This is a genomic window from Streptomyces sp. NPDC127098 (assembly GCF_042722465.1).
GTDB classification, from domain to species: Bacteria; Actinomycetota; Actinomycetes; order Streptomycetales; family Streptomycetaceae; genus Streptomyces; species Streptomyces millisiae.
Window position 1 is genome coordinate 103,429 of the sequence record NZ_JBHXFJ010000003.1, and the last position, 18,342, is coordinate 121,770.

General features: G+C 70.8%; 18 protein-coding genes. 9 read left to right on the forward strand and 9 right to left on the reverse strand.

The genetic code is table 11. From position 1 onward, the window contains the following. Positions 1–54: 54 nt before the first annotated feature. Positions 55–1,383: a YcaO-like family protein gene (locus tag ACFWI8_RS03305; RefSeq protein WP_387084991.1), complete on the reverse strand. Its 1,329-nt coding sequence runs from the start codon at positions 1,381–1,383 to the stop codon at positions 55–57. 72 nt (positions 1,384–1,455) lie between these two features. Then, positions 1,456–1,617, reverse strand: coding sequence for a hypothetical protein (locus ACFWI8_RS03310; RefSeq protein ID WP_387084993.1), 162 nt, complete (start codon positions 1,615–1,617; stop codon positions 1,456–1,458). A gap of 221 nt (positions 1,618–1,838) precedes the next feature. Here ACFWI8_RS03310 and ACFWI8_RS03315 point away from each other — a divergent pair, with 221 nt between their 5' ends. Genes ACFWI8_RS03315 through ACFWI8_RS03325 form a run of 3 tightly spaced genes read left to right on the forward strand, consistent with a single transcriptional unit; the run spans position 1,839 to position 3,647 of the window. Further along, positions 1,839–2,315, forward strand: a complete 477-nt coding sequence (locus tag ACFWI8_RS03315) for a hypothetical protein (protein ID WP_387084994.1) — start codon at positions 1,839–1,841, stop codon at positions 2,313–2,315. Continuing rightward, positions 2,308–3,015: a DUF6445 family protein gene (locus ACFWI8_RS03320; RefSeq protein WP_387084995.1), complete on the forward strand. Its 708-nt coding sequence runs from the start codon at positions 2,308–2,310 to the stop codon at positions 3,013–3,015. The genes ACFWI8_RS03315 and ACFWI8_RS03320 overlap by 8 nt, the downstream gene beginning before the upstream one ends. Further along, positions 2,985–3,647, forward strand: a complete 663-nt coding sequence (locus tag ACFWI8_RS03325) for a pentapeptide repeat-containing protein (protein WP_387084996.1) — start codon at positions 2,985–2,987, stop codon at positions 3,645–3,647. The genes ACFWI8_RS03320 and ACFWI8_RS03325 overlap by 31 nt, the downstream gene beginning before the upstream one ends. Positions 3,648–3,860: 213 nt before the next feature. On the opposite strand, the gene ACFWI8_RS03330 is transcribed toward ACFWI8_RS03325, so the two are convergent. Together ACFWI8_RS03330 and ACFWI8_RS03335 are read right to left on the reverse strand one after the other, a co-directional pair. Continuing rightward, positions 3,861–5,108, reverse strand: a complete 1,248-nt coding sequence (locus ACFWI8_RS03330; protein ID WP_387084997.1) for a glycosyltransferase — start codon at positions 5,106–5,108, stop codon at positions 3,861–3,863. Beyond that, a complete protein-coding gene (locus tag ACFWI8_RS03335; RefSeq protein ID WP_387084999.1) occupies positions 5,095–5,700 on the reverse strand; it encodes a flavoprotein in 606 nt (201 codons plus the stop codon). Before ACFWI8_RS03335 ends, ACFWI8_RS03330 begins: the two co-directional genes overlap by 14 nt. Positions 5,701–5,978: 278 nt before the next feature. On the opposite strand from ACFWI8_RS03335, the gene ACFWI8_RS03340 reads away from it, so the two are divergent. The 5 genes from ACFWI8_RS03340 (at position 5,979) to ACFWI8_RS03360 (ending at position 12,340) form a co-directional block, all read left to right on the forward strand. Continuing rightward, positions 5,979–7,103: a hypothetical protein gene (locus tag ACFWI8_RS03340; protein ID WP_387085000.1), complete on the forward strand. Its 1,125-nt coding sequence runs from the start codon at positions 5,979–5,981 to the stop codon at positions 7,101–7,103. An 881-nt stretch (positions 7,104–7,984) separates the two neighbouring features. Then, a complete protein-coding gene (locus tag ACFWI8_RS03345; protein ID WP_387085001.1) occupies positions 7,985–9,079 on the forward strand; it encodes a ParB N-terminal domain-containing protein in 1,095 nt (364 codons plus the stop codon). A gap of 144 nt (positions 9,080–9,223) precedes the next feature. Next, on the forward strand, positions 9,224–10,276 hold the full coding sequence (locus ACFWI8_RS03350) for a phytanoyl-CoA dioxygenase family protein (RefSeq protein ID WP_387085003.1): 1,053 nt from the start codon (positions 9,224–9,226) through the stop codon (positions 10,274–10,276). Continuing rightward, positions 10,273–11,583 (forward strand): DUF6271 family protein, encoded by a 1,311-nt coding sequence (locus ACFWI8_RS03355; protein WP_387085005.1) that lies wholly within the window; start codon positions 10,273–10,275, stop codon positions 11,581–11,583. The genes ACFWI8_RS03350 and ACFWI8_RS03355 overlap by 4 nt, the downstream gene beginning before the upstream one ends. A 235-nt stretch (positions 11,584–11,818) precedes the next feature. After that, positions 11,819–12,340 carry a GNAT family N-acetyltransferase gene (locus ACFWI8_RS03360; protein WP_387085006.1) on the forward strand — a complete coding sequence of 174 codons (522 nt, stop codon included), beginning with the start codon at positions 11,819–11,821 and terminating at the stop codon, positions 12,338–12,340. A gap of 190 nt (positions 12,341–12,530) precedes the next feature. Here the strand turns inward: ACFWI8_RS03360 and ACFWI8_RS03365 are convergent, their stop codons facing one another. From ACFWI8_RS03365 to ACFWI8_RS03385, 5 genes are all read right to left on the reverse strand, one after another. Then, a complete protein-coding gene (locus ACFWI8_RS03365) occupies positions 12,531–13,211 on the reverse strand; it encodes a lytic polysaccharide monooxygenase (RefSeq protein ID WP_387085008.1) in 681 nt (226 codons plus the stop codon). A gap of 102 nt (positions 13,212–13,313) precedes the next feature. Then, positions 13,314–14,654, reverse strand: coding sequence for a bifunctional folylpolyglutamate synthase/dihydrofolate synthase (locus tag ACFWI8_RS03370; protein WP_387085010.1), 1,341 nt, complete (start codon positions 14,652–14,654; stop codon positions 13,314–13,316). Between the two features lie 102 nt (positions 14,655–14,756). After that, the gene (locus tag ACFWI8_RS03375; RefSeq protein ID WP_387085012.1) at positions 14,757–16,049 is read right to left on the reverse strand and encodes an MFS transporter; all 1,293 of its coding nucleotides are present in this window, start codon (positions 16,047–16,049) and stop codon (positions 14,757–14,759) included. Between the two features lie 81 nt (positions 16,050–16,130). Further along, complete coding sequence (locus tag ACFWI8_RS03380) at positions 16,131–16,661, reverse strand: carboxymuconolactone decarboxylase family protein (RefSeq protein WP_387085014.1); 531 nt, start codon at positions 16,659–16,661, stop codon at positions 16,131–16,133. Between the two features lie 29 nt (positions 16,662–16,690). Then, positions 16,691–17,500 (reverse strand): hypothetical protein, encoded by an 810-nt coding sequence (locus ACFWI8_RS03385; RefSeq protein ID WP_387085016.1) that lies wholly within the window; start codon positions 17,498–17,500, stop codon positions 16,691–16,693. 181 nt (positions 17,501–17,681) lie between these two features. Between ACFWI8_RS03385 and ACFWI8_RS03390 the strand changes: the two genes are divergently transcribed. Continuing rightward, positions 17,682–18,245, forward strand: a complete 564-nt coding sequence (locus ACFWI8_RS03390) for a dihydrofolate reductase family protein (protein ID WP_387085018.1) — start codon at positions 17,682–17,684, stop codon at positions 18,243–18,245. Positions 18,246–18,342: the final 97 nt, after the last annotated feature.

Genomic DNA, 18,342 nt, shown 5'->3' on the forward strand with positions numbered 1-18,342 from the left:
CCCGTGGCCAGGCACCAGGTGATCACCGCCGCACTCCCCCCTGGCCCGCGCCCGCTACGCGAACGGCTGCGGCCACGGGTTCTGCTCCTCCTCGGGGAGACTGGCGAAGCCCATCAGCGCCGGTGCCTCCGCCAGTCGCGGATGCGCCCGGAACTGCGCCAGCGGTTGCAGCGACATCGGCTGTAGCTCAGGGACGACGACCGCGACCGCCGTCAGGCCGGCCACCCGCAGCTCCCGGCAGGTCCGGTCCACGGCCACCGCCTGCATGCCGGCGGCGGCCAGCCGCTCCAGCGCCTCCTCCAGCGCCGCCCTGGGATCAGCGGGCAGCGGGGTGACGCCGGCGGAGAGGCGGCGGCCGGCCAGATCCGCTGTCAGGAAGGCGAACGCCTCCGCGTGCTCCGGCCGGCACATCATCCGCGCGCCCTCAAGGAACGTGAAGTCCCCGTAGTCGGAGGGGGCGTGGGTCTCCCCTTCCGAGCGGTAGCAGTCGCGGATCGTCAGCAGCTCAAGCAGGCAGCGCTCGGCAGCCTCGCCGAGACTGCGACCAGCACCCGCGCCGACGACCTGCCGGACGGTGTCGTCGTACGGGGAGACCTGGAGCGCGTAGACGACGGGCACTCCCAGGTCGGTGGTGGCGTCGAACAGCAGCGTCCGCAGGAACCGCCGCTCGCACCAGGCCAGCAGCTCGTGGGCGTCGGGGGAGAGGACGGCGGGGTCCACCGGCGGCAGCGGCAGCATCTGCAGCCAGGTCAGCGCGACCGCGTCCCGCTCGAACACCTCCATCAGGCCGCCCAGCACCGCCTCGTACGGATCGGTGTGGACCGACTGCCCGGTGGAGATCTGCGAGATGAACCGTTCGGCATCCTGGACCCGGAAGCCGTAGCAGACCATCACCGTGGGGACCCATAGGTCCTGGCCGGTCATCAGGTCGACGCCGCGGGTCCAGTGGATGGGGGTGTCCGCGTCGAAGGGACGGACCGGGCAGCGCGGGTTCGCGTACTCCCGGTCCGAGCACCGGGGCACACGCGTCATGTCGAGCGCTGGCCCGTCGAGTTCGCCCAGCCTGGCCAGGAGCGGCCGCTCGTGCACCAGGCGGCTCGCGTAGCGCTCGGCGGCCTCGGCGGTGGCGACCACGTAGGAGCGGTACTCGTCGTCGAGGGCCCGGCCGGCTCCCGAGGCGCCGATCGAGCCTTCCGCGGTCACCCCGGGCATTCCGCTGTCCACGTTCGCGATCGCCATCGCCAGGCGGTCAAGCCCGCGCAGGCCGGGCACGGGGCGGGTCGCGGAGACCAGCCCGAGCGGGGAGACCAGGGCTGCCAACGGGGACGCGCGGAAACGCTCTTCCGCCGGGGTGCCCGGGGAACTGACGGAGGTGGTGGCCATATCTCCCGTCCTTGTTGAGGCGCCGAGGGTGAGCGGGCGAGCCCGGGCGGGCCCGCCCGACATTCACCGGATTCAGCAGCCGCCGACGCAGTCACTCGCACACGGCGGCGGGCCACAGATCATGAAGGCGCCGCCCTGCTCGTAGACCCCGTCGACCAGCAACTCCCAGTCCGTGCTCTCCTCCTCGGAGAGCGTCAGATCCAGATTCTCGTCCTCGTCTATTTCTCCCGGCATCTCATCCTCCTTGGCCGACCGATTAATGCGGGGGCGATCGCGCCCAAAGTGAAGTGTGTGCCCGGAAATTCGTCAACGGGTGCCAGGTGTTCAACTGGCGCGCCTTCAGCGGTTGAACACCGGCACATCTTGTGGCCACCTACGTCGTGTGTTAGACACCCCGTTCAGGTTCCGCCGGCCCCGACGCCGAATGGAGAAACGAGTTGCGCAGGACCTTTGAGGTGTGTGACGACTTCTACAGCGACCCGGGGGCCGTGCGAGAGGGCGCTCTGCTCGGCTCGCCCGTCGGAGACGATAAGGCCGTCGAACGGATCCGCGGACTCATGGCGACGGGGGAGCCGGCCCCTTCCGACGTCGCGGTGAGTTCGTATGTCACCCTGCTGTCGGCGGAGTCGCCCGCCGAGGGCGTCGTCTCGCCGCCCGGTAGCCGCTGGACGGCCCTGGTGTGGTTGAGCCTTCCGGAGCACTGCCGCGGTGGCCTTTCCTTCCGCCGCGCGGGCACGGGAGGCGTCGTGCGGGAGACCGCGTTCATCGAGGCGAAGTTCAACCGCGCGGTGGTCTTCGCCGCGGGGAGCGGGCCGCACGTCGACGGGCCGGGATTCGGCGAAGGCCCCGAGACCGCACGGCTCACGCAATGGCTGCATCTGACAACGAATTCCCCGGAGTCGGGATTGGAGTTGGAGGGGCATCATGCGTAGCAAGGTGATCGTGGTCGATGACTTCTACCCCGATCCTGATGTGATCAGGGCGCGGGCGCTCAGGTCGACGTTCGGGGACCTCAACCCCGTCGACTATCCCGGGTACGCGAGCAAGCTGGCCCTCGACGCGAGCATGCTGCGCCGGCGGTTCAGCGAGCTTGTCGGTGGTGAGGTCTACGTGGACAAGGCCAGGCTGACGTGGGGCGGCTTCCGCTATATCACCGCCGAGTCCGGCGTCAACACGAAGGCACACGCGGATATCAGGGCCATTGACTGGGCGGGCATGGTCTATCTGACTCCGGACGCGCCGATGAGTGCCGGAACGGGCTTCTACCGGCACAAGGAGACCGGATTCGAGGCGCCCCCGACAGATCGGCAGGCCAGAGCGCTGGGCTTCTGCGACGCCGTGGAGTTCGACGCTCGCGTCACGAGCCCCGACAAGGCAGACCTGTCCAAATGGGAACTCACCGGATGGGTCGGGCCGGTCTACAACCGCCTCGTGTTGTTCAGGGGGTGCGAGCTGTACCACGCGCCGCTCGGCGGATGCGGGGACGGCCCCGAGACCGCCAGGCTCACCCACAACTTCTTCTTCACCGTGATCCCCGCCCCCGGCACCCCGGCGTACCCGGTCCAGGACCGATCCACGGCACTCGACACCGAGGAGGAAGCATGGCGGAGCGAGCAGCCGGTCGCCCTCTAGTCGACGTCGCGCTCCTGGCCTGCGGAGAGGAGCAGGGCGCTGCCGACGACCATGTGCTGGTCGCCACGGACGCGGTGGAACTCGGCCTGTACGGCCCCGCCGGCGTCGCACGGCGAGCCGTGGAGAGCGGCTCCCTTTACCGGACCTGCGATGACCTTTCGCGTGCCGGCAGGGACCTGCGTACGCTCGTAGTCGCGCGGCAGTCGAACGAAGGCACGGCGCTGGCGCGGTGGATCGTCGACGGCTGGAGCATGCTGCGCGGCCAGGGAGACGGTGCGGATCTGAGGGGCGCGCGCTTGCGGGGAGCGGACCTGCGCGGGGCGCGGCTGCGAGGATGTGACTTGACGGAAGCCGACCTGACCGGCGCCGACCTGGAGAAGGCGGACCTCACCGGGGCGGTGCTGACCGGTGCCGACCTGGCCGGAGCCGTCCTCCTCAACGCCAGTCTGCGGAACGCCGACCTCACGGAAGTGGATCTGCGCCGGGCCGACCTGCGCCACGCGGACCTGCGGGGCTCCACCTGCGCACGGGCCGCTCTGCGCGGCATCGATCTCTGGGGTGGCTTCACCCGGAACGTGGACTTCTCGGCCGCGTTCACCGACGGCGCGCAGCTGGACCGGGCCTGGGCCTGACCCGCCGGGGGGCCTCGCCAACCCGTCGCGGCGGTGGAGGCCCAGGACAGAGGTGGAGCCGAGAGCAGGTCCTTGTCGGCATCCCGCCCGTGGAGTGGCTCGGGACTTCGCCGACGTCGCTCGGAAGTCGGACTCCCCGGCGTAGGGGACCGTGACGACCCGGGGCCCCGGTTGTGGCGGTGCAGGTGAAGGCTCTCGGGACGATGGCGAACCTCACCGGCTCGGCAGGTACTTCGCCAGGTCGCCGATCGGTTCGGCGGGGCGCCAGGTGCACCAGTGGTGGTCGGGGCCACGAGCCGGGGGCGGCGCGCTCGGGTCGGAGTGGACGCGGGCGTGGTTGAGGTGGACCAGGGTGTCGCCGAAGCGCTCGATGCCGCCGACGAAGTCGGCGCGCCAGGCGAAGTCGTTGTCCTCGCCGCCCCAGCCCTCGAACCGCTCGTCCAGCCCGGCGATCTGGTCGAAGAGCCGGCGCCGCACCCAGACGCACCCGCCGGGCGGTCGGCGCAGGAACACGCCGCGGAGCGTCGCGTGGTCGACCGCCGGCCGCCCCAAGGAGCAGCGATGGGCGACGGCGCGGTCGCTGCTGGCGGGATCGGCGAAGATGATGTCGCGGTAGGGCCAGTGCGCCTGCAGGGTGGGCTCCCGCGCGAAGCGACCTTCGCCCCGGGAGAGGAAGTCGGAGTCCGGCAGCACGTCGCCGTCCAGGACGCAGACCAGCTCGTCCGGACCACCGCCGTGCACCACCCCGCAGTTCACGGCCCAGGACTTGTTGAATGGGCCGGGGTTGAAGGCGAAGAGGTAACGGTCCACGTGCGGCTCGATGACGGACCGCCAGCGCGGCTCGGCGGCGCTTTCCACCACCACGATCCGGTACCGGTCGCGCGGCAGGTCCTGGTCGGTGAGACCGGCCAGGCAGGCAGCCAGGTTGCGGGCCCTGCCGTCATGCGGGTCATCGGCGCGGAACGGGACGACCACGCTGATCCGGGTGGACGCGGCGCCAGGCCCTGGCCCGGCCCCGGCCATGCCGCTCAGGATCTGCCCCACCGTCATCGGCTCCACGGCTGGCTGGGCGGCCAGCTCCTCGCCCAGGTGCAGGCCGATCCGGGCGGAGCGCTCGATCACCTCAAGGGCGGCCGTCAGCTCCCCCGCGGGCCAGGACCGTTCGTTCAGCACCGCGTCCAGTGCCAGGCACAGCCGCCCGTGTGCCGCCATGTCCCGCGGCGCACGGGCCACGTCCGCGAGCGGGCCGGCGAGCCGCGGCGCGCCGCGCAGCAGCTCCACCACCCGTTCGTGGTCGGGCCGAGTCCAGTACCACCAGGGCCAGCAGGTGCTCTGAGCCTGTGGATCGAAGGTCAGGGTGGCGCAGTTCGCGAGCAGCCGAGCTCCGCGCAATGTCGTCGACGTGCCGGTCGACACCTCGGCGGGCCCGGGCCGGTGCGCAGCGGTGTCATGGCCGCTCATCCGTCCCCCGCCGCTCCTCGGCCCACTTGTCCAGCTCGCTCAGCACCGAGCCCAGTGGCGGGCAGATCCACCCGTCCGCCTTCCCCGTAGTCCAGCTAAGGCCCGGCCTAGGCGGGATGACCTTGACGCCGGGACGTGCGTTGAGCGCCGCCACATGGCCGGACATCACCGCGGACTCCCAGCCGCCGGGCGGCAGCGCGGGAGCCACGCCGACCGGGACGTCGGTGCAGTGCAGCGCCAGCAGGCTGGGCGAGTCCGCCAGGCCCAACGCGAGACGGGCCGTGTAGTGCAGGGTCGCGGGCCACACCACCGCGAGCCCGGCCCAGCGCGCCCACTCCACGTGCCGCACGCCCGAGGCGTCGGAGCCGGGCTCCCAGGCGTCGTCCAACACGGGCCGCCCGGAGATCACGTGCAGCGCCTCCTTGCTGACGAGCCGCCCCGCCGTCCGGGTCAGCACAACCTGAACCTCAAGCGCGGGTTGCTGACGGCGTACCCAGGACAGCTGGCCGGGCAGTTGGGCGGCCACGAGCGAGCCGGTCGCCACCAGCAGCAGCCGGTCGACGCGTATCGAAAACCGATCGGCCTCCGGCACCGGCACCTCCTAGTCCATCGACTCCCGTCCTCATGCGCGGAAGAGAAGTACGCTCGCAGTCAAATGAGCGTGAGCGAGTTCATCAAGGCGTACAAGTGAGCAGGTCCGCACTTGGACAGGCTGGACGGCCCGCACACCGAGTCGGCTACGGTGCGCCGCGGACAGGGAATCCGCCTACCGCTCGGACTCCGATGACAGCTGGCTCTCGTCGAGCAGCTGAGGACCACGCCGCGAGGCGGCGAACCGTGAGCGGGTCGGCCGGCGAAGCCAGGAGGGGCATGGTGGAGATCCTCGTCCTCACCCGCGGCCACGGGTTCGGGCACGCCGCCCGCGATCTGAGGGTGATCCAGGCACTGCGCCGGCGGCCAGGCATCACGGTCCGCGTCATGGCGGAAGGCAGCGCGCTCGACTACTACCGGATGCGCGGCGAGCCGTGCACCCCACTGCCCGATGAGGGCTTCGGCGAGGTCGCGGCGAAAGCCGTCTGGAAGGCGCTGGCCACGGTGCCCCGCCCCGATCTGGTGGTCTCGGACGAGGTCATGTGGGCCCTGCCGTACGCCCGCAAGATCTGGAAGCGGCCCTGTGTAGTGCTGCTCTGCGCGCTCTGGGCGGAGTACGGCTTGCCGGAGGCGGACCGGTTCTTCGACGCGGCCGACGAGGTCATGGTGCTCGACTTCCCGCAGAACAGGCGGCCGGCGTACGGCACCACCGCGCCGCTCAGCTTCCTCGGTCCCGTCGTGCGGACCTTCACCACCGAACGCGGCGCCGCCCGCGCCGGACTCGGCATTGGCGAGCGGGACGAGGTGGCGGTGCTGAGCCTGGGCGGGATGAACACCCGGCCCGAGAGCCGGCGCATGGCAGCGGCCGCCATCGGGGCCTGGCGCGCGTACGCGGAACCCGGCGCTCGGTTGTTGGTGCTGGCCGATCGGCAGACCGAGCCGGACCCGGTCCACGACGGTGACGACACCCATGGCGGGACCGTGGTCTGGGCCGGGGTCACCCCGGAGCCCGAAACCTACTACCGGGCGGCCGACATAGTGCTCAACGACGCGATGGGGTCCACGGTCTGCGACCTGGCGTGGAACCGGGTGGCCACGGTCGCACTGTTGGACGAGCCGTCGGCGAGCCGCTTCCCCAGGACCTTCCTGGGCCGGGTTCGGCACCTGACGGCGGCCGGCTTGATCGAGATGGCCCCGGTGCACGAGGGCCGGTTGACGGTCTGGCAGGCCATCGAGCGGGCCAGGAGCGGCTCGGCGCGGACGCACGGGCGGGTATTGGACGCTTTCGGCTGGAGCACGGGCGAGTCGGTCGCGCGCCGGCTGCTCGACCTGCTGGAGGCGGGTGGAGGGAAGCGGCTTGACGGGCCGCGGGACCGCTCAGGCAAGGCCCGACCGGTTGGCTGAGACGTTCTCGTTCTGTGCGGAAACAAAGATGGCTGATCGAGAGGCTGTTGGGGATGCGGCACCGGGCTGGGGGCCAGTGGGGAGCGCGCCGGCTGCTCGTGTCGCCAGCCGCGCGACGGCGACTGTCCCGGACGCCCGACCGTAACCCGGTGACGGTTGCCGTTTAGCTGACTTTTTGTCCGAATTGATAGGAAAGTCGAACAAATGATGGCCGCTCGCTGTCATCTTCCCGGCGTCCTCGCGCGACTCTATAGTCGGTAGAGGCGGATGAGGACGGGGTGGCCGGGGTCCAGTCGCCGAGTGGCGGGGGCGGTGGAAACCGCGAGCGGCGATCGGGGTCACGGTCGCGATCACCCAGATGCCCCTTGTTTCTGGTCGCCAGTGCCCCGTTGGTGTCGTCGGGGCACCGCGACCCCGACGGCGCATCGTTGCCGCCGCAACGCCTGATCGGCAGATTGGAAGCTCGAGAGAGGACACGGCGCGATGAAGTCGTCCCGTCAGGAACCGCTCCCGCCCGGACCACTTCCCCTTTCTGCGGCGAGGCTCTCGCCAGAACGCACACCGGCAACCGCGGCTCGCTTGTCAGCGTCGAGTCACCAACAGATTCCGTTGCCTCCGCCGGGCACGGTGCGATCCTCAACGAGGATCAGCGGGCTCTCACATCCGGGCGGAAGAGACTTCCGCCCGGATGTGTGGAGTCCAAGCGCGCCGCCCCGCCTGTTTCCCTCCCCGCCAATGCGACGAGAGCACACCTGGCGCCGCTGGCCCACCAGCGCTGACGGGTGGTGCTCAGCGGCTTGTGTCGACAGGTAGTCAGTGATCCAGCGGGAGGCGATAGCGTGAAAGAGGGCAGTGCCACATCGGCAGGCGTGTTTGCTCAGATGCCGACCACGGACGGAAACGACAACTGGGCCACCGAGGAGAGCATTGCCGCCGCGTTCCCTCCGGCCCAGGGGCCGGGGCAAGGGGTGGAGCTGTCCAGGGAGCGGCCCGACCTGGACGTGCTGCCCGTCCACAGTCTCAGGCTCACCGACGTGAACATGGGACTCGCGGTGTCTCCACGCACACAGGGGGTGGACCTGGAGCACGTCTGGCGGCTGGCGGAGACCGGGATGGGGGCGCCGCCGATCCTGGTGCACCGGCCGACCATGCAGGTGATCGACGGCAGACACCGGCTGCGTGCGGCGAAAATGCGGGGCGACGAATACATCGATGCGCGCTTCTTCGAAGGCAGTGAGGCCGACGCGTTCGTGCTGGCCGTACGGCTCAATGTGGAGCATGGCCTGCCGCTCCAGCGCAGCGACCGGATGACCGCGGCCCAGCGCATCGTGCGCAGCCATCCGCAGTGGGCTGATCGCCGCATCGCGCAGGCCAGCGGGCTGGCGGCGCGGACCATCGCGGCGCTCCGGCGCTCGATGGACAACGTCCCCATGCTGCCCACCCGGGAGGGCAGCGACGGCCGGGTCCGGCCGATGAGCGCCGTGGAAGGGCGCTCCAGGGCCGCCGAGCTGATACGCAGCGGGAGGCAGCTCTCCCTGCGGGAGATCGCCAGGGAGGCGGGAATCTCCCTGGGAACGGCCCGGGACGTCAGGCAGCGGGTCCTGTCCGGTCGGGACGTGATCCCCCGAGGGCAGCGGGAGAGACGGCGCGGGCTGCCTGAGCCCAGCGGGTCGGCACCGGCGGAGACCCGCAGGATCGTGCCCGAGGAGCGCAGACGGATGCTCGCCCGGCTGGCCCGCGACCCGTCGTTGCGGCTCACGGAGAACGGACGGACGCTGTTGCGGATGCTCGCCGCGCATCCTTCGAGGCCGGAGGAATGGCAGCAACTCGTCGACAGCGTGCCCCGGTACAGCGTCGACGCACTGCTGAGCCTGGCGCAGAGCTGCGCTGAGGACTGGCAGGTCTTCGCGCAGCAGATCGAGCAGCGCGGCCAGCAGTTGGCCACGACACGGCGATTACCCGCCGACGAGGGGTGAAGTGTCACAGAAGGACGCGGTCGGCAGGCGTGGTGCGCTCGTTCGCACGGGGATTGACAGGGGCCGTGGACGTGCCGAAGCATGCAGCGGCGTCGGTGCGACCGCCGGCGTGGTCTCACCACACAACCAGAAGGTGATGTGCCCATGGTTGAACGGAAGCTGTACCGCGCGTCGTCGGAACGTGCTTACGTGAGCGCCGACGGCGAGACCTACCTCGCGGAGACGCCGCTGCGCGAACTCCACAAGAAGCTTTCCTTACGGGTGCTGTCCGAGCGGGACTTCGTCCACTGGCAGACCTACGGCTACGTGATCGTCAGGGAAGCCATACCGCGGGCGGCCGCCGCGCGGCTGCTCGATTTCGCGTGGGACTTCCAGGGGCTCGACCCGGACGACCAGGAATCCTGGTACGCGGACCGCCCGTTCCGCTCCGACCTGGATCGCCACCTGCACATCTACGGGTTCGTCGAGGCATATCACCACCAGTACATCTGGGACAGCAGACAGACACGGCGGGTGTACGACGCGTTCGTCGACGTGTGGGACTGTGAGGCGCTGTGGGTGACGCTTGACCGGCTCAACCTGAACCCGCCGAACGTGCGCAACCGGGACCGCCGGCTCATCGAGCCGACGGAGCGCGGCTTCGACATCGAGCTGCACTGGGACGTCGACACGACGCTTCCCGACCCCTCGCAGCGTGTTCAGGGCATCATCGCGCTCACCGGGACGAGCGCCGAGACCGGTGGATTCCAGTGCTCGCCCGAGCTTTTCCGTCGGTTCGAGGAGTGGAAGCAGCACCAGCCGGCCGACCGCGACCCGGTGAGACCGGCCGTCGACCGGGCGGAGTTTCCGGTGGTGCGCCCCGAGTTGGAACCCGGCGACCTGCTGATCTGGAACGGCCTGCTGGCCCACGGGGTGGCGGCGAACTCCTCGCGGTCGGACGTCAGGTCCGTTCAGTACCTGGCGATGATGCCCGCCCTGGAATCCCATCAGGAACTGCGCCGGTCGAGGATCGACTCCTGGCGCGAACGCACCACCCCCGCCTGGAACCAGACCCTGGTCGGCGACGCGATCGAGCCGGAGTCGAAGCGCTACGGCAGCGCCACGCTGACCGACCTCGGCTCCCGGCTGCTGGGACTGACGTCCTGGCACGGCGAAGAGGACCAGGACGTCGCGGGTGGCAACGGAGCCGGGGCATGAGGAGGATCTGCCTGACTCTCCCCACCAACAGGCCGTGCGCGGCACAGGTCACCGCCCTCAAGGCGGAGGCCGCCTACGGAGCCGAGACCTTCGGCGCCGAGGTCCACGTGCTGATCCTGGACTCGGCGGACGAGGCTGCCCGACATGACCACGCCCGGGCCGTCAGGGCGGGCGGCACGCCGGACGGCGTCGTGGTGCGCCACCTCGACGAGGCTGCCCAGCGGGCCGCGCTGGTGGACATCATCGGCCGGGCGAACGCCGGCGCCGCTGACAGGCTGTTAGGGCTGATGCTGCCCAGGGGGGTGTCGTACGGCGCCTGCACCAACCGCGCCTTCCTCTTCGCCGCCGCGCTGGGCTGCGAGTCCGTCCACCGTCGGGACTCCGACAGCGGCTACCAGACCTGGAACGGCCGGACCGTCTTTCCCCTTCACCACGAACTCGCGGCCCTCGGCCGCCGCGCCGGTGACGTCGTCGCGACGGCGGCGCGATCCACCCTGCGGGCGGCGGATCTCGGCAAGCCGGTCTCGATGGTGGGCGGCTCGTTCATCGGTGATTACTCGGTCGACATCCGCGACATCCGCGAGCGCGACCTCGGGATCTACCACGAGTTCGTGGGCCTGTGGGCGCCGTCCGACTGGTCAGCCGAGCAGAAGCGCGAGCTGGCCGAGCAGTCCTTCACCGGAGCGGGCGACGAGTCGTTCACCGGCGACGACACCACGCTGGCGCACGTGGACCCCATGCGGGTGGACATGTGCAACATCAGCTTCCACGGCGTCCACGAGGACGTACCGCTGCCTCCCGCGACCGACACCATCGGCAGCGACTACTTCCTGATCCACCTCGTACACGACAGCGGCCTGCCCGGCCTCCTGCACAACCGGCACATCGTCAACGCGTACACCCGGGAACGGCGCACGCCTGCCGGGTTCCGCGCCTACCAGCTGCGCGTCGTCAAGTTCTTCCTGTCCATGCTGTACTTCAACGCCATCTACGCCCGGATGGCCGAGGCAGGCGGCGAGCTGCTCGACGAGGCGCACCGGGCGCGTCCCGCGCTGATCGCCCGGTTCGCCCGGGAGAGCGCCGGCCTGGACCGCAAGGCGAACCTCGAACGGCTCGAGGTGCTCGAACGCTGCTACCGCAAGCTGGGCGGCGCCCACGCGGAGCTCGCCGGCATCCTCGCGAGCCGGCGGGACGCCTTGCTCGACGAGGCCGAACGGGATATCAGGGACTTCGCCCGGCTTGTCGACGTGTGGCGGCCCCTGGTGCGAGCGGCCCGCGCCGCCTGCCCGGCCGAGCTGTGCGGGTGAGCGCGACCGGCCGTTCGGCCATGCCGCGGAGCCCCGGTCCGCGCGCCACCCTTGCCGTAGCCGAGGACGACGTGGCGTCGTTGTCGAGTGAACTCCCGGATGTGTCGGAGCGTTTCGCCGCCTGTCCGGTCCCGGAGGTGCCGGTGTGCCTCGCCGAGGCGGGTGCGGGCTTCGACGGTTTCCCGCCGCTGCTCCACGTGTGCGCCGGCGGGCCACCCGTCGCGGGGGGACGCACATGACATCGGCGACCGAATCCACCCCACGCATCCGGAACCTCGCCGACGACGACTGGGACGCCGTCGTGGCGCTGGAGGCGCGCACCTACGGTGCCGTCGCGCTCTCGGAGGACCGTGTCGCGCTGGAGTCGCGCGGCCGGGCATCGCCGTCGACGTGTTTCGTGATCGAGTCCGCGCGGCAGATGGCCGGTTACGTGCTGGCGCTGCCGTATCCGTTCCGCCGCTTCCCGGACCTGACCCGCCCCGAGTCGGAGTCCTTCGGCGGACCCAACCTGCACTTCCACGACTTCGTCGTCGCCAGGGAATACCGCGGCCGGGGCCTGGCGAAACGACTGCTCGGACGGATCGCCTCCACCGCCGCGGCGCAGGGCTTCGAACGCCTCTCCCTCGTCGCGGTGAACGGCTCCGGACCATTCTGGACCGGCCGTGGCTTCCGCACGTTGCGAGAGATCACCGTGCCGCCCTGTTACGGCCCGGATGCTGCCTACCTGACGAAAACCCTCGCGGTGGAAGAGAGCTGATCCGGCGCCCACCCCCGGCCGAGGCCCCACGAGGTGGGCACCACAGAGGGGAGACCATCGGTCGAAGCGTCCACCAGTACCGCGAGGCGGCCCATCCACCGGAGACGGCAGCGAACGGGCGGCCCGCCGAAGTCGTCGGCGGGCCGCCCGCGGTCACGGTCCGGGGTGGTGGACCGTCAGGCTCCGGGTGTTAGGAGGTGAAGTTGACGTCGGAGCAGATGAAGTAGGTCTGGTCGAGGTGCGAGGCCTGCCAGATCGTGTAGACGACGTGGTGTCCGGTGCGTCCCGGGGCGTTGACGTTGTTGACGACGTAGTGCTGCTGGTTGGGGTATCTGCCGGTCTGCGTCACCAGTTCCAGGTCGTCCCAGCCCAGCGGCTCGCGGGTGGGGTCGTATCCCTGCCTGGTCACGTAGACCTGGATGTAGTCGGCGCCGTGGCTGGCCTGGTCGTACAGATCGATGGTGAAGGTGTTGCGGATGCTCGTCGTCCGCCAGGCGCCGACCTCGTCGAGCGAGCTGGCCAGGCCGCCCTGGGCGTCACCTGCGCTGCACAGGTTCCCGTTGGAGATGTTCTGCTGGAACTGGCCCCGGAGGTTCTCCCGGAACAGGCTCATCCAGTTCCACATGGTGTTCGGGTTCCGCTGGAACGCCTGCCAGCACATGGGGTCCTGCTGCTGCATGGCCGGGTTCAGGTGGTCGTTGCCCCAGCGCTCCCAACAGCCGTAGCTGCGGGACGCCGGTGAGATGACCGAGCCGTGCGCCTGGGCGGTGTTGGCCCACGGGAACAGCAACAGGCCGAGCATCGCCGCGAGGAGCGGTGCCAGGACCCGCGGCGTCCAGCTGCGGGGCTGGGCGAGTGTGCGTGTCTGCATGTGCGTACTCCGTCTTCCGGAAGGGGGGTGGGGTGGTACGTCCGGATTGGGAGCGCTCCCAAGTTTGCTCGGACATTACCCCGGTGACATGGCGGTGAAACGTCACTCGGGTCGCAGGTCGAGCGCGGTGCGGGTTTCGCCGACGAGGCGCAGCGAGCCGAGGACGACGATCAGGCCGCCGGGTCCGGCGAGTTCGGCGGCCCGGTGCAGCGCCGACCGGGGGTCTTCGGCCGTCACGCAGGGGCCCTGGCGGCCGGGGGAGAGCCGGCTGTGCAGGGTGGCGGTGTCCGCGGCCTGGTGCGAGCCGGTGCGGGTGAGGACCAGTGGCCAGTGGGAGGGGAGCGGGGCGAGCATGCCGGAGACGTCCTTGTCGTCCATCGCGGCGAAGACCAGCACGGGCGGGCGCGAGTGGCCGTCGGCGTGGGCATGGCGCAGGATCTCCGGGGCGACGGTCGCGGTGCCCTGCGGGTTGGTGGCGCCCTCCAGGAGGACCCGGCCCGTCCAGTCGTCCAGGTGGGCGTCGGGGACCAGTTCGAGGCGGCCGGGCCAGCGGGTCGCCGCCAGCCGGGCGCGGAGTCGTTCGCCGTCGGGATCGCGGATGTGCCCGCGTTCGGCCATCGCGTCCACCGCGGCGATGGCGACCGCGAGGTTGTGGTGTTGGTGCGCGCCGGACAGCGGGCAGGGCAGCTCGCGGTGCGCGGCGCGGGGGGTGGTGACGTCGACCAGCGTGCCCGGGCCGCGGCCGGCGGCCCGGGCGGTGTAGTGGATCTCGTGGTCCACGCGCCACACGGAAAGGCCCGTGCGCTCCCTGAGGACCTGCTCCGCGGCGGTGGTCGCCTCGGGGGCCAGCCGGCCGAGGACGACGTGGTCCCCGTCCCGGACGGCCGCGATCTTGGCATGAGCGATCCGGGTCAGGGAATCGCCGAGCAGCCGGGTGTGGTCGAGTCCGATGCCGGTGACGACCTTCACGTCCAGGCCGAGTTCCGTGGCCGCGGCCCTGCCCCCGCCGATGCTCGCCTCGGCCACCACCAGGCCCACGCCGGCCCGTCGGAAGTGCGCGGCCGCGGTCGTCGCGAAGACGCCCTGGGGCAGGACCGGCAGGTCGTGCCGTTCGATCGTCTGCCAGACCTCGGCGAACGCCGCGGCGTACTCGGCACGCGTGACGGGGACCCCGTCGATCCGGATCCGCTCCCTGGGCTCCTGCAGGTGCGGGCTGGGCATGCTGCCGACCCGCGCGCCGGTCGCGGCCACCGCCGACACCGCGAAAGCGCAGGTCGACCCCTTGCCGTTGGTCCCGACGACCAGCGTCCCGCGCAGTTCCCGCTCAGGGTGGCCCAGCGCCTGGAGCAGCCTGGAGACGTTCGCCTGACGCGCCTCCCGAGGAAGCCCGTGGGAGTTCTCGTGCAGCTTCGCGAGGAGGTCCACGCAGTGCGAGTAGTCCACACTCCGGATCATGCCACTCGGCGCGACCGTTCAGACGTGGAGCGTGACGGCAGACCGCCACCGCCCCGGGGTGGGGCGGTGGCGGGGCGGTGATGGGTGGTGTCAGGCCGCCAGGGCGCGCTGCGTGGTGTCGGTTCCGGTGGACAGGTTCTTGGGGAGTACGGCCTGGACGGGCGTGGCCGGGCCGGTCGCGGCCCGGTGTCCTTCGTGGCGTGGCCACAGCCGGAGGGCGCCGGCGGCGCCGGCCGCCGCGAGGATCGCGAGGACGGACCAGGCGAGGGTGAAGCCGGCGTTCGTGCCGAGCCATCCCGCGATGGGGTAGGTGATCAGCCAGGCGAGATGCGACAGGGAGAACTGGGCCGCGAAGGCCTCGGGGATGCGGTTCGCCACGACGGAGCCCCGAATGACCTTGCCTGTCGGCGTGACGATCAGCGCCATGCCGACGCCGATCACGACCCAGACGATGGCGGTACCCGTCCAGGTGGTGAGGCCGGACGCGATGAGGGCCGTGGCGGCGGCCGTGCCGCCGACGAGGACCCCGCCGCCGGTCATCATGACGGTGCGCTCGGCGATCCGGTCGAGCAGCCGGGGGAGTGTGAGGGCGGCCAGGAGCGTTCCGGTGCCGGAGGCGGCGAGCATCCATGCCACGTCCGACTGCGAGCCGCCGAGTTCGTCACGTACGTGGTTGACGGTGTTGACGACGACGATCGAACCAGCCGCCGCGACCACGAGGTTCAGTGCCATGACGCCGCGCAGCCGCGGTGTGGTGAGGAACGTCCTGATCCCCGCCGCCGCCTTGTCCCACGCCCCGGTGTGGGCGCTGGGGCGGGCGTCGGGCACGCGTGTCGACAGGATGAGCAGGGTGGAGAGGAGGAATCCCGCGGAGGTGCCGAGGAACAGCCAGTTGAAGCTCATGAACGCCAGGGCGATCGCTGCCAGCACGGGGCTGAGCAGGCTCTCCATGGTGTAGGCGACCTGGGAGGCGGAGAGGGCCCGGGTGTAGTCGGACTCGTCGGTGACGATGTCGGGGATGACGGCCTGGAACGTCGGGGTGAACGCCGCGGAGGCGGCCTGGAGCAGGCCGATCAGGACGTAGATGTGCCAGACCTCGGTGACGAGCGGGAGTGCCAGGACCACGGCGGCGCGCACCACGTCGAGGAGGACCAGCAGGGTTCTTCTGGGGAGCCGGTCGACGTATGCGGCGGCCAGTGGGGCTATGACCACGTACATGACCATCTTGACGGTCAGGGCGGTGGCGAGGACCGTGCCGGCGCGCGGGCCCGCGAGGTCGTAGGCGAGCAGTCCGAGGGCCACGGTGGTCAGTCCGGTGCCGAACAGGGCGATGACCTGGGCGCCGAACAGGTGGCGGTAGTCGCGGACGGCGAAGAGACGCATGACGGGTTTCCTCCATGTCCGTGTGGCGGGGCACGGTCCCGGGGTGGTGGCCGTGTCCCACGGGTGGGGGCGGGGGTGGCGCTACACACCGGCGGTGTCCCGCGGTGTGAGGCCGGCGACCAGGTTGAAGGCGCCGGTGAGGAGGTTGAGGGCGACGATGCCGACGACGTCGGCGATCTCGCGGTCGCGGTAGCCGTGTTCGCGCAACGCGATGACCTGCTCGTCGGTGATCGACGTCGGCTGACGGTAGACCTGGAGGGCGAGGGCGATGATCGCCGCGATCGCGGGATCGGCCGAGGTGCCCGCGCGGGCTCGCTCGATCTCCTCCTCGTCCACTCCCGTCGCGCGGGCGGCGCTGACGTGCGCGTCGAGACACAGCCCGCAACCCTGCTTGACCTGGATGGCGATCGAGATCCGTTCGCTGGTCCCGCGGCTGAGCCTGGCTCGTTTCATGGCCCGGCTGAGCTGCAGATAGCCGCCCAGGACGGCCGGGGAGTGCGCCATCGTGGCGACCATGTCGCCGATCCGGCCGTGGCGGGCGACCAGGTCGGCGAGGAGGTCGCGGGAGGCGCCGACGGCGGTGTCGGGCGTGAGTCGGGTGAGGCGGGGCATGACGCTCCTCGGGACGTTGAGGGTGTTGGTCAGTGGTGGTGGCCGCCGTGGTGCCCAACACCCGCGGTTCCGGTGGTCGGCACCGTGAACTCGGCCGTCCGGACGACGTCGTCGTGCTGGAAGTCCAGGTACAGGCGGTAGGTGCCGCTCGAAGGCGCGGTGGCCGTGAAGGCGATCTCGGGCCCGGGCTCGGTGGTGCCGTCACCGGGCTCGCCGTTCGGGTGGACGTGAAGGTAGCCCAGGTCGCCGACCCGCAGGGCCACCAGGTGCCCGTACGCGGCCAGGTAGGGCTGCAGGTCGGTGACGGGCCGGCCGTTCCGGCTGACGGTGAGCTTCAGGTCGCTCGCCTCACCGGGCAGGAGTTCGCCGTCGAGGGTGACGGTGTACTCGCGGACCCGCGCGGCCCGGGCGACCTCGGGAAGCGGCCGCGGGTCGTAACGCCCGGCGACCGAGACGTCGATCCCCAGCGTCATGGCCCGGTGGTGGCCGGTCGGGTGGATGTCGGCGAAGACCCTCCAGTCCCCTGGTGCCAGGTCCAGTTCGACGCTCCAGGTGCCCTTCCCGTCCATCACCGGGTGCACGTGCTGGAACCCGGTCGTGTCACGGCGGACGGCGATCAGGTGCAGTTCCTTCTCGTGCTCGGGGGTGAACTCGGTCACCGCCTGCCCGTCGGGACCTGTCACCCGGAAGGTGACCGGCTGGGGCCCGCTGGAGCGGATCGTCGAGTCGAACTCGAGGGTGTACCCGTCCTCCGAGACCGACAGCCCACCGGTCCTGGCTCCTCCGTGGGCGGCATGGGCTCCGTGGCCGGTCATGTCGTGGCCGGAACTGCTCTTCATCGTGTCTCCAACCGCGTGACGAGTCTTCTGGCGGTGTCCGATCTCTCGGACGCCAGGCATAACCATATACCCCCCGGGGGTATTTTGGCACCCGTGTTCGAGGACGGATCCCGGGATCCGCGATGAGTCCCGCGGCGTCCGGTGGTCCTCATGTGGGACCCGTTACCGAGGAGGACTTCCGATGCGCAGCGTGACCTATTCGATGAACGTCTCACTGGACGGCTACATCGTCGGGCCGGACGGCACCTTCGACTGGGGGGCGCCCGACGAGGAGACGTTCCGCTCCTGGATCGACGAGATTCGAGGGGTGGACGTCCACCTGTTGGGACGACGGCTGTACGAGACGATGCTCTACTGGGAGGACCCGGCCCAGCACCCCTCGCTCGACGACGCACAGCTCGAGTGGGCCGCGCTCTGGAAGGCGCTTCCGAAGGTGGTGTTCTCCACCACGCTGTCGGCGGTGCGGGGCAAGGCCCGGCTGGCCTCCGGCGGCCTGGCGGAGGAGATCGCGCGGTTGCGGGCCGAGCCGGGGGAGGGCGACATCGCGATCGGCGGCGCGAATCTCGCCGCCGAGGCCGGCGAGTCGGGGCTGATCGACGAGTACCGGGTCAGGGTGTACCCGGTGCTGGTCGGCGGTGGCATTCCGTACTACGCCCAGCACGAGCGCCGGGCGGACCTCGAACTCGTCGAGACCCGCACCTTCAACTCGAGAATCGTCTACCTCCGTTACCGCGTGGCGCGTTAGGTGTGTTGATCACGGCCCCGGACTCAGCCGACACGCGACAGCGCCTCGAGGCCGTGCGCGGGGCCGGCCGCGGGTCGGCGTGGCGTGCGCCGCACCT

Bases quoted from the DNA above. Each gene is read 5' to 3' on its own strand.
- ACFWI8_RS03340 (WP_387085000.1), top strand. From the start codon at position 5,979: ATGGTGGAGATCCTCGTCCTCACCCGCGGCCACGGGTTCGGGCACGCC.
- ACFWI8_RS03330 (WP_387084997.1), bottom strand. From the start codon at position 5,108: ATGAGCGGCCATGACACCGCTGCGCACCGGCCCGGGCCCGCCGAGGTG.
- ACFWI8_RS03360 (WP_387085006.1), top strand. From the start codon at position 11,819: ATGACATCGGCGACCGAATCCACCCCACGCATCCGGAACCTCGCCGAC.
- ACFWI8_RS03320 (WP_387084995.1), top strand. From the start codon at position 2,308: ATGCGTAGCAAGGTGATCGTGGTCGATGACTTCTACCCCGATCCTGAT.
- ACFWI8_RS03380 (WP_387085014.1), bottom strand. From the start codon at position 16,661: ATGCCCCGCCTCACCCGACTCACGCCCGACACCGCCGTCGGCGCCTCC.
- ACFWI8_RS03365 (WP_387085008.1), bottom strand. From the start codon at position 13,211: ATGCAGACACGCACACTCGCCCAGCCCCGCAGCTGGACGCCGCGGGTC.
- ACFWI8_RS03325 (WP_387084996.1), top strand. From the start codon at position 2,985: ATGGCGGAGCGAGCAGCCGGTCGCCCTCTAGTCGACGTCGCGCTCCTG.
- ACFWI8_RS03310 (WP_387084993.1), bottom strand. From the start codon at position 1,617: ATGCCGGGAGAAATAGACGAGGACGAGAATCTGGATCTGACGCTCTCC.
- ACFWI8_RS03390 (WP_387085018.1), top strand. From the start codon at position 17,682: ATGCGCAGCGTGACCTATTCGATGAACGTCTCACTGGACGGCTACATC.
- ACFWI8_RS03305 (WP_387084991.1), bottom strand. From the start codon at position 1,383: ATGGCCACCACCTCCGTCAGTTCCCCGGGCACCCCGGCGGAAGAGCGT.
- ACFWI8_RS03350 (WP_387085003.1), top strand. From the start codon at position 9,224: ATGGTTGAACGGAAGCTGTACCGCGCGTCGTCGGAACGTGCTTACGTG.
- ACFWI8_RS03355 (WP_387085005.1), top strand. From the start codon at position 10,273: ATGAGGAGGATCTGCCTGACTCTCCCCACCAACAGGCCGTGCGCGGCA.
- ACFWI8_RS03375 (WP_387085012.1), bottom strand. From the start codon at position 16,049: ATGCGTCTCTTCGCCGTCCGCGACTACCGCCACCTGTTCGGCGCCCAG.
- ACFWI8_RS03345 (WP_387085001.1), top strand. From the start codon at position 7,985: ATGCCGACCACGGACGGAAACGACAACTGGGCCACCGAGGAGAGCATT.
- ACFWI8_RS03385 (WP_387085016.1), bottom strand. From the start codon at position 17,500: ATGAAGAGCAGTTCCGGCCACGACATGACCGGCCACGGAGCCCATGCC.